The sequence below is a fragment of the Pseudarthrobacter sp. MDT1-22 genome, assembly GCF_054511035.1.
Map to the genome: position 1 here is coordinate 41798 of NZ_JBTNDK010000011.1, position 12946 is coordinate 54743.

Sequence of the window (12946 nt, forward strand, 5' to 3'; positions counted from 1 at the left end):
CCGTCAGTGTCCCTGCCGACGGGCGGCAGCGTTGGTGGTCATGGAAAAGCCGAATTCCTGCCAGAGCTCGGCGGCGTCGGCGCGGGCCGGCACCGGTTCGGCGCGCAGCTCGATGACTCCATCGATCGCGGTCAGGGACAGGATGTATCTGAGCTCCCCGCTGGCCGCGGGCAGCGTCACGGTGCCGCCGTCGAAGATCTCCACGGTCAGCGGGGCCGAAGGCTGTCCGATAAAAAGCGCCCGGCGCAGCTCGCGGATATGCCGAAGTGCCACGACGGCGGTCCCGTCCATGTAGCCCACAAGCGGGCGGTTTCCCGAGCACTTGATGGAAGTGCCGGAGACGGCGCCGTCCACGGTCATTGCCCCGGTCACGCGTTCTGGGCTTTCCCATGCCGCCGAGGTTGCCCCCGTCACCAGCAGGCTGCCAATCGCCGACTGGCGCCGGTCGAGGCGGATCATCGGTGTCTGGGCGTTGAGCAGCCTCGTCTCGCCGATCCCGGGAGCCGGAAAGAGCCTGGTGGGCCGGGTCTCGGCTGCCGGCCGGGCTCCGGCCCATGGGGTCGCCGCTGACGTGGCTGGTGCTGGCGATGTGGGCGCGGACGATCGGCTTAGGGACAGCGACGTCACGGCCGCAGGGGACACCGGAGACGACGGCGGCGCTGTCGCCGGGGCGGATGTTTCAGCGCGGGCGGCCGGCTTGACCCGGCGGCTGAGGTACGTGATGTCCGTGCGGGTGCTGGACCTGTTCAGTGCCATCGCCTAGACATCGAACCGGAAGTCGGCTGCCACGCCGCGCAGGCCAGTCGTGTAGCCCTGGCCCAGGGCCCGGAACTTCCAGTCTTCGCGGTGGCGGTACAGTTCGCCGAACATCATGGCGGTGATGTTGTCCTGCGGGGACTGGGGAATATCGAAGCGCACGAGCTCCTGATTCTGTGCGGTAGCCACCCGGATGTACTGGTTGCGGATGGCGGAGAAGGTGCCGGGCCCGCGGAGATCGGGGTCCACGTAGACAATGAACGTAATCTTGGCGACGCCGGCCGGCACCAGGGACAGGTCGACGTCGATCTGCTCCTGGTCCTCGGTGCCGGCGAAGGCCACCGAGCCCTCCGGGCTGGCGATCTGGTTGAAAAACACCAGGTGATCGTTCGAGACGGCACGGCCGCCGGCGTCGCACATGATCGCCAGCGGAACCAGCTCGGACTGGGGCCCCCGGCTGGGAATGGACTGCCAGCCCAAGCCGACCAGGATCTTGCTCAGTCCCGGGTTCTCGGCCGTCAGCGCGGCGTTGGCCCCGGCCACAAGATTGCCCATCAGCGGCCTTCCAGACGAAGGCTGGACGGCGCGAACTTATCCTCGAGGAACCGGCCGTGGGTGGACAGCTCGGCAATGGCACCGATCCGCACCTGGTTGGCCAGGTCACGAGCTATTTCCTCGAGCGTGGCGAACTGTTCCGCCAGCAGCCGCGTCGGCCCGGATTCCTCAGTCCTGGCACTGTCCGGGAGCGCCAGATAAGTGCGCAGGGGATCCGGGATGTAGCTGCAGACGATGGAATTCAACAGCACCTGCTGCTCCATCGAAGCCCCCTGCTCGACCATATGGCTCACCAGCGGGCGCAGCACATCGTCGATTTGGCGCAACTGCGAGGACACCGACGTCGGCAGCTCAACGCCGGCCCGCCGGATGGCGCTGCGCAGGTTGTCCAGGGATCCGGCGGTCTGCGCCATCTCGGCGTCGGCCGTTGGCTCGGGAGCCTGCTCGGTGATGCCCGGCACGGGGGCGCCGCCGAACAGGGAGCCGATGAACTTACCAATCACTGCGTTACCGCCTGCTGCTTTCCGCCGTCACTTAGTCTGTCTTGCCCTGCCGCGCGCGTTCCAGGTACGGCTTGGCCTTCAGCACGCTGGCTTCGAGGGCCCCGACGGTGCTCTCCATGTTCTTGGCCGCCTCCGACCGGAAGGTGTCGATGGCATCCATCGTGGCGAACACATTGTCGAAGGCCTTCTGCAGCGTCTCCACGCTGACCCCGGAGCTGGACGCCTGCTGGTGGATTCGGGAAGTCTGGTCCTTGAGCATTTCGCTGGTGCTCAAGATCATGTTGTTGGTGGTGGTATTGACAGCGTCGATCTGGTCCAGGACCATCTTCTGGTTGGCCAGGGCCTGGGCCACGATCACCGCCGTGCGCAGGGCCGAGATGGTGGTGGTCCGCGCCCGCTCCACACCCTTGATCAGTTCAACGTTGTTCTTGCGGATCAGGTCCATCGCCAGGTACCCCTGCACCGAGACGGCGAGCTGGGTCAGGATGTCCTGGTGGCGCTGACGCACGGGGAACAGGACGTCCGCCTCCATCTTTTGCGCCTCGGTAATCTGCCCGGCGGCGCGGGTGGAGTCGATCTTCTCCATGCAGGCGGCATCCAGTGCCTTGGCGAAGACGGCATATTCGCTCAACGCCTGCATCGTTTCCCAGAGCTGGACTTTTTCGTTGGCCAGGCTGGCATTGTCCTTGAGCAGCTCGTCCTGGCCCGTCATCAGGGCCTTGATGATCTGGTTCAGCTGGGTCTGCGCCGACTCGTACTTCTGGAAGTACTTGGCCAGCTTGTTGCCGCCGGGGATGAAGCCCAGGATCTTCTTGCCAACGCTCATGTTGGCCTGGTTGGGAGTGAGCTCCTCCACCGTGCTCCGCAGCTCACCCAGGGTGTTGGCGACCGCAACCTGAGCGCTGTTCCCGGACTTCTTGGCGCCGGCAATGGACGTCGAGGAACGCTCCAGCAGCCTGCTGGAGGAGTTGCTGGACGCTGTGATCTCGGCGCTGCCGATCTTATTGATGCCATCGACCTGCGCGGAGAACTCCGGGCTGCGCGCGTCCAGTTGGGCCAGACCGGCCACGAACTCCCTGGCCTGCCTATTGATCTCGGCCCGTCGTTCGTCGGGGACCGGCACCATGCCGGGAGCGTCTTCGGGCTGAACTATGGCAGGGGCGTCCGGAGCCTGAAGCACCAATGAAGCCTCTGCGGCGTCGGGGGGAGTCAACGGAGAATTCATGATGCTGCCTTTTCAAGAGGTCGGTGGTGTCCCGGTTTCGATTGGCCGGGACACCACCTCAGGTGGAAACGATGCGGAGCCGAAGTAGTCAGTCCGGACTCTAATCAGTCCGGGACACTAATCAGCTAAGGTCGACGCCGAAGTCCTTGGCGATGCCGGCGAGTCCGGTGGCGTATCCCTGTCCGACGGCCTTGAACTTCCAGTCCCCGTTGTTGCGGTAGACCTCGGCGAAAATCATCGACGTTTCGGGCGCCGCGTCCTCGCTCAGGTCGTAGCGGACGATTTCCTTCTCATCGATCTGGTTGACCACCCGGCAGTAGGCGCTGCGCACCTGGCCGAAGTTCTGGCCGCGCGTTTCACCCTGGTCGATGGAGACCACGATGACAACACGCTCGACGTCGGCAGCAACCAGGGAGAGATCGATCAGAATCTGTTCGTCGTCGCCGGCGCCTTCGCCGGACCGGTTATCCCCCAGGTGGCTGACGGAGCCGTCCGCGGCAGCGGGCTGGTTGTAGAAAATGAAGTCCGCGGAGGACCGGACCTTGCCGTCGGCCGCCACCAGGAGGGCGGAGGCGTCGAGGTCGAAAGGTTCTCCCGTCGTCGTACGCGGGTCCCAGCCCAGCCCGACCACAGCCTTCGTCAGGCCTGGTGCGCTCTTCGTCAGGGACAGATTGCTGCCTTTGGTAAGGGTTAGTCCTGCCATGTTTGTACCATTCCTTCGTGTTGAATCGATCTTGCGAACTAGTCCAGCGAAATGCCGAAATCGGTGGCGATGCCGTGGAGGCCCGTGGCATAGCCTTGGCCAACCGCCCGGAACTTCCATTCGGCACGGTTGCGGTAAATCTCGGCGCAAATCATCGACGTTTCAGGTGCCGCGTCCTCGCTCAAATCGTAGCGGACCACTTCCTGATCCGTGTCCTGGTTCAGCACACGGCAGAAGGGAGCCTCGAACGACTAGAGGACGGCGGCAGCTGGTGCGATCAGATCCGCGACCGAGCGGCCCTGGGCCCGCTCCCCGATGGCCTTAAAGGTCCAGCCCGCGCCGTCACGGGATACTTTGGACATGATCATGGCCGAATGGGTCCCCGAGTCGGTCAGCTGGTACTTGGCAATTTCCGGGCTTCCTGGCGTGGAGTCGTCCACCAGCCGGCAGAAGGCATTCTGCACCTGGTCGAAGGTCTGGCCGGTGTAGCTGCTGATGACGAAGACGATGTGTGCCACTGCCGGGGAGACGAGCTCCAAATTGACCAGGATGGTCTCGTCGTCGCCGTCGCCGTCGCCCGTCAGGTTGTCCCCGGTATGACGCGTGGAGCCGTCTTTGCTCTGCAGCTGGTTGTACCAGACCTGATCCAGCGACTTGCCAGCCGCGTCGAAGAAAATGGCCGACGCATCGAGGTCGACCTCCACCGACTTGGCCTTTCCGAAAAAGCCCTTCTTGACCGGGGCCGCCGAGTCCCAGCCCAGCCCCATCTTGGTCTTAGTGAGCGATCCGCCGTCTTTTTTGGTCAGCGACAGCGACTGGCCCTTCTGCAAGCTCAATCCCATAATTTTCTCAACCTCCAGCTAGTTTGAATACTCGAGTTCTCAGGTCCCAACGACTCCGGCCGTGCGCTAGTTCCGTGCGTACATGTGAAGTTAGTGGGGGCGAGGACGCGGACCATGCCGATCAGGCGGGTTCGAGAGCGATCCTAGCCGGAATCGAGGTGATGGCGAAGCCGTGGCGCGGGCGGAGCCGGACAAGGCGGCCGTGTATGGTCTCGTCTAATTGGCGAATCTCAAAAGCAGGACGGCTCTTGCCGGAAGGCATTCACACGAAGTCAATTTCCAGTAGGGATTGAATTCAAATGGGGGAAAAATGACAGACATCAAGTATCAGGCGCGTCTGCAGGTGCTGTCTCAGTGGGCGACTGAGGCAGCTGGGCAGGGTCACCTTGTTCCGCGCATCGCCGATCTGGAGGCCATCTCCGCGGCGAGGACCGTCGATGCCCCGGGTGTGAGCAGGGAGGCCGTCCAGCCATGGTTGCCGACAATCCAGTGGCTGTTGAAACAGGCGGCTTTTGGTGTTGTGGACCCACATGTCCAGCTCCCCGACGAATTGTCGCGGCCCGTGCGTGCGGCCCACGCTCTCCAAGTCGTTCCACCCGACGAAAATTCAGCCGACGCGCCAGCGCCGCCGGCGATGGAATTAAGCCTCGTGGCGGTCGTTTCCCCGGACACGGAACACGGAAGCAGCCACGCCGCCGAAGCCGTCACAGTCATCGCGGAGATCAAACCCGCTCCCCCAATTGCCAAGGGACCGAAGTGGGAGTCCGAGGCCCATGAGCAGGTTAAAGACGCCGTTCAGCGATTCACCAAACCACTCCACGATCTCCTCACCCGTGATGCCAATGAGGGCGACACCCGCCTTTTGATTACGGACATGCTCTGCGAGGGTTTGGGCTATGACAAATTCCGCGACCTGACCACCGAATACATGGTCAGGCAGGATTTCGCGGACTACGGCGTCAGAATTGACAAGCAGCTGATTGCCTTCATAGAGGTCAAGCGGGTGAGCCAGAAACTCAATGAGCGCCACCTTCGCCAGGTCCAAATGTATGCGGTCAACGAGGGTGTGGAATGGATGATCCTCACCAACGGCCAGGTTTGGCAGGCCTACCACCTGACCGGTGGGCTCCCCGTGATTTTGAATCTCGCCTTCGAGGTTGACCTCCTCGGCCCTGAATCGCTGGAGGCAAAAGCGGACAAAATGTTCTTCCTCCACCGGGAGGCGCTGAAGCGCCGTCGGATCGATGAGCTGTGGAAGCACCGCGCGGCAACATCGCCGGATGCGCTGCTGGACGTCATCCTGTCCGACTCGGTGCTGGACATCATCCGCAAGGAAATCAAGCGGAATACCGGAATCACCACAACGGTCCAGACGCTGGCGGCAGTGATCCGGACAGAGATAGTTGACCCTAAGCTTCGCAACAGGTAGAGCGGACGACGGCGGGATCTCTCGCCATCGTCCGCTCGCGGTGGGTGCCACTCCCCCAGCGCTGCGGTGTCGCGGTCAGCGGGGAAGCCGTGTCAACTCAACGCTGTGGTGCAGTCGATTGCGGGGAAACCTCAGGCTGGGAATGTCCGAGGAATCCGTGTAGCAGCGACGCTGTTCCCTGCAGGTGATCTTGCGCCGCCTTGAAGGCTGCCTCATCGTCGCCCCGGAGTATGGCGTCCACGATTTCCTGGTGCTGCCGGTTGGAATGTTCCAGGTTGGGTTGGATAAGAGGTATCCGGTCCAGCAGGTCACTTACCTTTGAGCGGACATCCGCCACCGCGAGCGCAAGGCTTGGCGATCCTGCCACTTCTGCGATCGCCACATGGAATCTTGCGTCCTTCGGCCGGTACAGATTCGCAGGTGCACTGGCCACCTCGGCCAAAGCCCTTAACAGGTGACCGCGCTGGGCAGGTGATAACGTCGCCCTGGCCGCCAAGGATGCGGCCGCCGGCTCGAGTACGCCGCGAAAGGTTAGGACGTCGTCCACCTCGGCCGGATCGAGTTCCGGGTAGGACCCCGAACCCGCAGGGGGCCGGCTGCACACGTACGTTCCTCCATAGCGGCCGCGCTGAACTTCAACGTATCCGGCCTTCTGCAGCTCGGCCAGGGCATCCCGCAAGGTGGCGCGCGATACGCCCAGCATCTCGGCAAGTTCCCGCTCAGCTGGCAGCTTGGTCCCTACACCGAACAGACCGAGTTTGATGTTCTGGAGCAAGCGTTCGATGGTCTCCTCGAAGGCGTTGCCGTGCCGGACCGGGCGGAGAATCGGGGCGGGGCTTCCGAGCAGTTCCTCTTCCATACCCTTATCCTAATCGGTCCAAAAAAAGGCCTATGGCAGGGGCCCATTGAAGCGGGAAAAACCGCCGCACCGGCCGGAAGCACGGTTGAACCGAGGAAAAGTTGGCCGAGATCAGGGAACCCTCTTGACCACGCTCGTGATCTGGCACACACTGTAACGAGCTTATGGTCTTATTTCATACCAATACCCTTGGACGATGGGAACTACAGTGGCATCCTCTGATTCAGCCCAGCTTACCGACGACAAACGATATCTCCAGCACCGACAACTGAAACGCGGGGCCGCGGGGTGGATCCTGCTTGCAGGACTCGGAGTTGCCTACGTCATCTCCGGCGACTTCGCAGGGTGGAACCTCGGCCTCGCCCAAGGCGGATGGGGCGGTCTCCTCATTGCAACTGTTCTCATGGGCATCATGTATACGTGTATGGCCTTCGGCCTCGCCGAGCTATCCTCGGCACTTCCTGCCACTGGCGCGGGATATGGATTCGCCCGCCGGGCCCTGGGCCCCTTGGGCGGATTCGCCACCGGAATGGCCGTGCTCATTGAATACGCCGTTGCACCCGCTGCAATAGCCATTTTCATTGGCGGCTATGTTGAAGCGCTGGGACTCTTTGGCCTGACCAACTCTTGGCCGGTCTATTTGGTGACCTATGCAATCTTCGTTGGAATCCATCTCCGCGGAGTGGGCGAAGCCCTAAAGATGATCTTCGGGATCACCGCAGTCGCTGTCGTCGCCCTGGTTGCGGTCGTGGTGGGGCTGGCCCCGCATTTCAACGTCCAGAACCTCTTTGACATAGTCCCGGACGGCTCACCCAGCTCGAGCGCTTTCCTGCCGATGGGAATCAGCGGCGCCGTCGGTGCACTGGTGTATGGCATCTGGTTCTTCCTTGCGGTCGAAGGGGTTCCCCTGGCCGCTGAAGAGACCGCCGACCCGAAGAAGGACATGCCGCGGGGCATCATGGTCGCGGTGGTGGTACTGGTCGTCTTCGCGGCCCTGATGCTGGTGCTCGTTCCGGGGGCCGCAGGGTCAGCGGCAATGAGTGGGTCCGATAATCCCCTCCCGGAAGCCCTGCGTCTGGCGTACGGCGGCAACACTTTCCTGGCCGACTTCGTCAACTATGCTGGCCTCGCCGGGCTCATAGCCAGCTTCTTCTCCATCATCTACGCCTATTCCCGCCAACTCTTCGCACTGTCGCGGGCAGGGTATCTTCCCAAGTGGCTGTCCCTGACCGGCAAGCGGCGAACCCCCTATTGGGCACTGATCGTCCCCGGAACGATCGGCTTCATCCTGGCGGCAGTAACCGGTGACGGCGCGCTCCTGATCAACATCGCCGTCTTTGGTGCCACTGTGTCCTATGTCCTGCTGAACCTCTCGCACATTGTGCTGCGGAAGAAGGAACCCGACCTGCCCCGCGGTTACCGGACCCCCGGAGGGGTCGTGACCACCTCCATCGCGCTGGTTCTGGCGGCAGTCGCGGTTGTCGCAACATTTGTGGTCGATGTCAACGCGGCGTCCATAACTGCTGGAATTTTCGGCGCAGCGCTCCTCTACTACTGGTTCTACAGCCGGCACCGCATCGTTGCAGGCGCTCCCGAAGAGGAATTCGCGCAGCTGGCCGCGGCCGAGGCAGAACTCAAGAACTGACACCCATCCCGCGGTCCGATCTCTTACTCTCATAATAACGATCAAAGTTACGGAAATCACATGACGAATCAAACAACCGGCACGTCCGCGCAAGCCCAGCTCAGCGTCGATGAGCTGCGGGACCTGGTCGCTTCCGGTGACATTGACACCGTTGTCGTTGCCATCACGGACTCGATGGGACGCCTGCAGGGGAAACGATGCGGGGCAAGGTCTTTCCTTGAGGACGTGCTGGGGCACGGCGCCGAAGGCTGCAACTATCTCCTGAGCGTGGATGTGGAGATGAACACCATTGACGGGTACTCCATGTCCTCCTGGGCGAACGGCTATGGAGACATGGTGATGCGGCCCGACGTCTCGACCCTCCGCCGGGTGCCGTGGCTGGAAGGCACCGCCATGATCCAGTGCGACATCCTCTGGCTCGACGGCCGCCCCGTCTCCCAGTCCCCGCGCCAGATCCTGCGCGCACAGATCGAACGCCTGGAGGCGCTGGGATACCGCGCCCATATCGGCACCGAGCTCGAATTCATCATGTTTGACGACACCTACGAAGAAGCCTGGGAAAAGAAGTATGAGGGCCTCACTCCCTCAACCCGCTACAACGTGGACTACTCACTTCTGGCCACGGCAAAGCTGGAACCGGTCATCCGAAGCATTCGCACGGGTATGGAAAAGGCAGGCCTGGTGGTCGAATCGTCCAAGGGCGAGTGCAACCTGGGCCAGCAGGAAATCACGTTCCGATATGCCGAGGCGCTTACTGCCTGCGACAACCATGTCTTTTACAAGAACGGAGCCAAGGAAATCGCCGCCCAGCAGGGCAAGAGCATCACATTCATGGCGAAGTACAACGAGCGTGAAGGCAGCTCCTGCCACATCCACTTCAGCCTGACCGACCTGGACGGCAACCCGGTCCTGGCCGGCGATGGTGAGCATGGCTTCAGTCCCGTCATGGAGCATTTCATCGCAGGCCAACTCGCCGGGCTGAAGGAGCTGGCCTACTTCCTCGCTCCGAACATCAATTCCTACAAACGCTTCGTGGAAGGCAGCTTCGCGCCAACAGCCATCGCCTGGGGGCTGGACAACCGCAGCTGCGCACTCCGCATCGTCGGGCGCGGTCCCGGCCTTCGGGTGGAAAACCGCGTGGGGGGCGGGGACGTGAACCCTTACCTCGCCGCCGCCGCATTGATCGCCGCAGCCATCCACGGTATCGAGAATGAACTCCCGCTCGAGCCCGTTTTGACCGGCAATGCCTACCAGTCCGACGCCGACCGCATCCCAACGAACCTGCGGGACTCCCGTGCCCTGCTGGCCAACAGCGAGATTGCCCGCAAATCCTTCGGCGATGAAGTTGTGGACCACTACGTCTTCGCAGCCGATGTCGAACTGAAAGCTTTTGACAGCGCCGTGACGGACTGGGAGCGCAAGCGTGTCTTTGAACGTCTCTGATGGCTACCGTCCCCGGATTGGACTGACAACCTACTTTCAGCAGGCTTCCTGGGGCGTTTGGACAGCGGATGCGGCAGTTCTGCCGGGAACCTACGTCCAGGCGGTCGTCGCTGCCGGCGGCACCCCTGTCCTGTTGCCGCCCGTCGGCACTGACCCATCGATCGTGGAGGTCCTGGACGGACTGATCATCTCCGGAGGCAGCGACGTGGGCCCGGAACAGTACGGGGCGCAGCCCCACCGGCTCACCCGCGCCCAACCGGCCAGGGACGTGCACGATATCGCCCTCACCAAGGCAGCTTTGGACGCCGAAGTCCCCCTTTTCGCCATCTGCCGGGGAGCCCAGATCCTCAATGTCGCCATGGGCGGGTCGCTGATTCAGCACATCCCCGATGTGAACCCGGAGGCGGACTACCAACCGGCGCCGGGCGTATTCGGCAACGTGGAGTTCACGACGGCGCCGGGCAGCATCAGCCGGCATCTGCTGGGAGCATCGGCCAGCGCACCCTGTTACCACCACCAGGCCATGGACCGGATCGCTGACGGCCTTTCCGTCACGGCGGCGGCGGCCGACGGCACGGTGGAAGCCCTCGAAACGGCAACGGGCGGATGGGCACTAGGGGTCCAATTCCACCCGGAACAGAATCCCAACGATCTCCGGCTTTTCAATGGGTTCATTGAGGCTGCAACCAACTACCGCAAAAATCGAACGGAGAGCCCCGGCAATGTCCACCAGCACGTTTGAGTCCACCAGCACGTTTGACGTACTGAATCCGGCAACGGAAGAGGTCATCGAGACCATAAGCCTTGCAACACTTGCGGACACGGACAGGGCGATCGAGAAGGCCGTCCAGGCCTTCGAGACCTGGCGCCATGTTGCCCCTGCAGACCGGGCCCTCCTGCTGCGCAGGTTTGCCGCGGTAGTTGACGCCGATCTGGAAAACCTGGCGCAACTGGAGGTCCGCAACGCCGGGCACACCATCGGCAATGCCCGATGGGAAGCAGGGAATGTCCGCGACGTCCTCACGTACTACTCCGCAGCCCCCGAACGGCACCTTGGCCAGCAGATTCCGGTAGCCGGAGGGGTCAACGTCACCTTCAACGAACCCCTCGGGGTCGTGGGAGTGATCGTGCCGTGGAATTTCCCCATGCCCATCGCGGCCTGGGGTTTCGCCCCTGCGCTGGCCGCCGGCAACACCGTTGTCCTTAAACCGGCGGAACTGACTCCCATGACCGCCATCCGGCTCGGACAGCTGGCTCTGGAAGCGGGGCTGCCCGAAGGGGTCCTGCAGATCATCCCGGGCAAGGGCTCAGTCGTCGGGGAACGGTTCGTCACCCACCCTGCAGTGCGAAAGGTCGTCTTCACCGGTTCAACCGGCGTCGGCAAGCGGATCATGGCCGGCTGCGCGGAACAGGTCAAACCCGTGACCCTGGAGCTGGGCGGCAAGAGCGCCAACATCATCTTCGCCGACGCGGACCTCGAAGCCGCTGTCGCGGCAGCACCCGGCGGCGCTTTTGATAACGCCGGGCAGGACTGCTGCTCCCGCTCCAGAATCCTGGTCCAAAACAGCGTCTATGAAAAATTCCTTGAACTCCTGGAACCAGTCGTGAAGGCCCTGAAGGTCGGCGACCCCAGCGACGAGGCGTCGTTCATGGGGCCGCTGATTTCCGCAGCCCAACACCGCACAGTCTCCGGCTTCGTCCCGGACGGGTCATCTGTGGCTTTCCAGGGATCCGCGCCGGACGGCAAGGGGTTTTGGTTCCCTCCCACCGTTCTTACGCCCGCCCGCGAGGACAGGGTCATGCATGAGGAGATCTTCGGCCCCGTCGTGGCAGTCGTTCCCTTTGAGGACGAAGCCGACGCACTCCGCCTGGCGAATGACTCGATCTACGGCCTGTCCGGATCCATCTGGACACGGGACATCGGTCAGGCGCTGAGGATGGCCCGGGGACTCGAGTCGGGAAACCTTTCGGTGAACTCCCACTCCTCGGTGCGCTACTCCACGCCCTTTGGCGGATTCAAGCAGTCAGGACTCGGACGGGAACTCGGCCCGGACGCCCTGAACGCGTTCACCGAAACAAAAAACGTCTTCATCTCCACCAACCCATAACGTCCCCACCACAAAAGGAAGAAAAAATGATTGAAGTAATTTCCAACCGCCTCAAGGGACGCAGCGCTGTCATCACCGGCGGCGCCAGCGGCATCGGGCTGGCCACAGCTCGCCGCTTCGCCGCGGAAGGCGCCCATGTGGTCATCGCTGATCTGGACCCGACCGCTGGGCAGCGCGCAGCCGACGAGGTCGGCGGCCTCTATGTGAAGGTGGATGTCACCAGCGAAGAGGAAGTGAAGAACCTCTACGCCATCACCAACGAAACGTACGGAAGCGTGGACATCAGCTTCAACAACGCGGGAATCTCGCCGGCAGACGATGCCTCAATCATCGATACAGGAATCGATGCGTGGCGCAGGGTCCAGGAAGTAAACCTGACCTCCGTTTTCTACTGCTGCAAATACGCCCTCCCTTACATGCAGGCACAAGGGAAGGGCTCCATCATCAACACGGCGTCGTTCGTTGCGGTCATGGGTGCTGCCACCTCGCAGATCTCCTACAGCGCCTCCAAGGGCGGGGTGCTGGCCATGAGCCGGGAACTCGGCGTCGAATTCGCCCGGCAGGGAATCCGGATCAACGCACTCTGCCCGGGACCCGTCAACACGCCCCTGCTGAAGGAACTGTTCGCCAAGGATCCCGAGAAGGCAGCCCGCCGCCTCGTTCACGTTCCCTTGGGCCGGTTCGCTGAACCGGAAGAACTGGCAGCAGCAGTCGCCTTCCTCGCCAGCGACGATTCATCCTTCATCACCGCCTCGACCTTCCTGGTTGACGGCGGCATTTCAGGCGCTTACGTAACACCCGAGTGACGGCCAGGTCTTCCGCGTGGACCCTATCCCCAAGGCACGTGCGCGGCAGATCGGGGGCGTCGCAGATTACTT

At 62.7% G+C, this 12946-nt stretch carries 15 protein-coding genes; 7 read left to right on the plus strand and 8 right to left on the minus strand.

Annotated features, from left to right (window positions below):
- Positions 1-3: 3 nt before the first annotated feature.
- Positions 4-459 carry a hypothetical protein gene (locus ACX80M_RS10675; protein ID WP_459309613.1) on the minus strand — a complete coding sequence of 152 codons (456 nt, stop codon included), beginning with the start codon at positions 457-459 and terminating at the stop codon, positions 4-6.
- A 13-nt stretch (positions 460-472) separates the two neighbouring features.
- On the opposite strand from ACX80M_RS10675, the gene ACX80M_RS10680 reads away from it, so the two are divergent.
- Complete coding sequence (locus ACX80M_RS10680) at positions 473-763, plus strand: hypothetical protein (protein WP_252568459.1); 291 nt, start codon at positions 473-475, stop codon at positions 761-763.
- Here ACX80M_RS10680 and ACX80M_RS10685 read toward each other — a convergent pair.
- From ACX80M_RS10685 to ACX80M_RS10710, 6 genes are all read right to left on the minus strand, one after another.
- Positions 760-1311, minus strand: coding sequence for a TerD family protein (locus tag ACX80M_RS10685; RefSeq protein ID WP_252575924.1), 552 nt, complete (start codon positions 1309-1311; stop codon positions 760-762). The genes ACX80M_RS10680 and ACX80M_RS10685 overlap by 4 nt on opposite strands.
- Positions 1311-1814 carry a hypothetical protein gene (locus ACX80M_RS10690; RefSeq protein ID WP_459309615.1) on the minus strand — a complete coding sequence of 168 codons (504 nt, stop codon included), beginning with the start codon at positions 1812-1814 and terminating at the stop codon, positions 1311-1313. Before ACX80M_RS10690 ends, ACX80M_RS10685 begins: the two co-directional genes overlap by 1 nt.
- 31 nt (positions 1815-1845) lie before the next feature.
- Positions 1846-3039 (minus strand): toxic anion resistance protein, encoded by a 1194-nt coding sequence (locus ACX80M_RS10695; RefSeq protein WP_252568462.1) that lies wholly within the window; start codon positions 3037-3039, stop codon positions 1846-1848.
- A gap of 121 nt (positions 3040-3160) precedes the next feature.
- Positions 3161-3742 (minus strand): TerD family protein, encoded by a 582-nt coding sequence (locus ACX80M_RS10700; protein ID WP_252568463.1) that lies wholly within the window; start codon positions 3740-3742, stop codon positions 3161-3163.
- A gap of 38 nt (positions 3743-3780) precedes the next feature.
- Positions 3781-3969 carry a TerD family protein gene (locus ACX80M_RS10705; RefSeq protein ID WP_374208695.1) on the minus strand — a complete coding sequence of 63 codons (189 nt, stop codon included), beginning with the start codon at positions 3967-3969 and terminating at the stop codon, positions 3781-3783.
- Between the two features lie 24 nt (positions 3970-3993).
- Positions 3994-4584 (minus strand): TerD family protein, encoded by a 591-nt coding sequence (locus ACX80M_RS10710; protein WP_252568464.1) that lies wholly within the window; start codon positions 4582-4584, stop codon positions 3994-3996.
- Positions 4585-4894: 310 nt separating this feature from the next.
- Here ACX80M_RS10710 and ACX80M_RS10715 point away from each other — a divergent pair, with 310 nt between their 5' ends.
- Entirely contained in the window at positions 4895-6013 is a 1119-nt protein-coding gene (locus ACX80M_RS10715; RefSeq protein ID WP_252568465.1) for a type I restriction enzyme HsdR N-terminal domain-containing protein, read from the plus strand.
- A 97-nt stretch (positions 6014-6110) separates the two neighbouring features.
- On the opposite strand, the gene ACX80M_RS10720 is transcribed toward ACX80M_RS10715, so the two are convergent.
- Positions 6111-6872, minus strand: a complete 762-nt coding sequence (locus ACX80M_RS10720; RefSeq protein ID WP_252611007.1) for a FadR/GntR family transcriptional regulator — start codon at positions 6870-6872, stop codon at positions 6111-6113.
- A gap of 196 nt (positions 6873-7068) precedes the next feature.
- Here ACX80M_RS10720 and eat point away from each other — a divergent pair, with 196 nt between their 5' ends.
- Genes eat through ACX80M_RS10745 form a run of 5 tightly spaced genes read left to right on the plus strand, consistent with a single transcriptional unit; the run spans position 7069 to position 12874 of the window.
- Positions 7069-8517: an ethanolamine permease gene (gene eat, locus ACX80M_RS10725; protein WP_252611009.1), complete on the plus strand. Its 1449-nt coding sequence runs from the start codon at positions 7069-7071 to the stop codon at positions 8515-8517.
- A 60-nt stretch (positions 8518-8577) separates the two neighbouring features.
- Positions 8578-9960: a glutamine synthetase family protein gene (locus tag ACX80M_RS10730; protein WP_252611011.1), complete on the plus strand. Its 1383-nt coding sequence runs from the start codon at positions 8578-8580 to the stop codon at positions 9958-9960.
- Entirely contained in the window at positions 9941-10702 is a 762-nt protein-coding gene (locus tag ACX80M_RS10735) for a gamma-glutamyl-gamma-aminobutyrate hydrolase family protein (RefSeq protein WP_252611013.1), read from the plus strand. The genes ACX80M_RS10730 and ACX80M_RS10735 overlap by 20 nt, the downstream gene beginning before the upstream one ends.
- On the plus strand, positions 10683-12068 hold the full coding sequence (locus tag ACX80M_RS10740; protein WP_459309618.1) for an aldehyde dehydrogenase family protein: 1386 nt from the start codon (positions 10683-10685) through the stop codon (positions 12066-12068). Before ACX80M_RS10735 ends, ACX80M_RS10740 begins: the two co-directional genes overlap by 20 nt.
- 26 nt (positions 12069-12094) lie before the next feature.
- Complete coding sequence (locus ACX80M_RS10745; RefSeq protein WP_252611017.1) at positions 12095-12874, plus strand: 3-oxoacyl-ACP reductase; 780 nt, start codon at positions 12095-12097, stop codon at positions 12872-12874.
- The last annotated feature ends 72 nt before the right edge of the window (positions 12875-12946 follow it).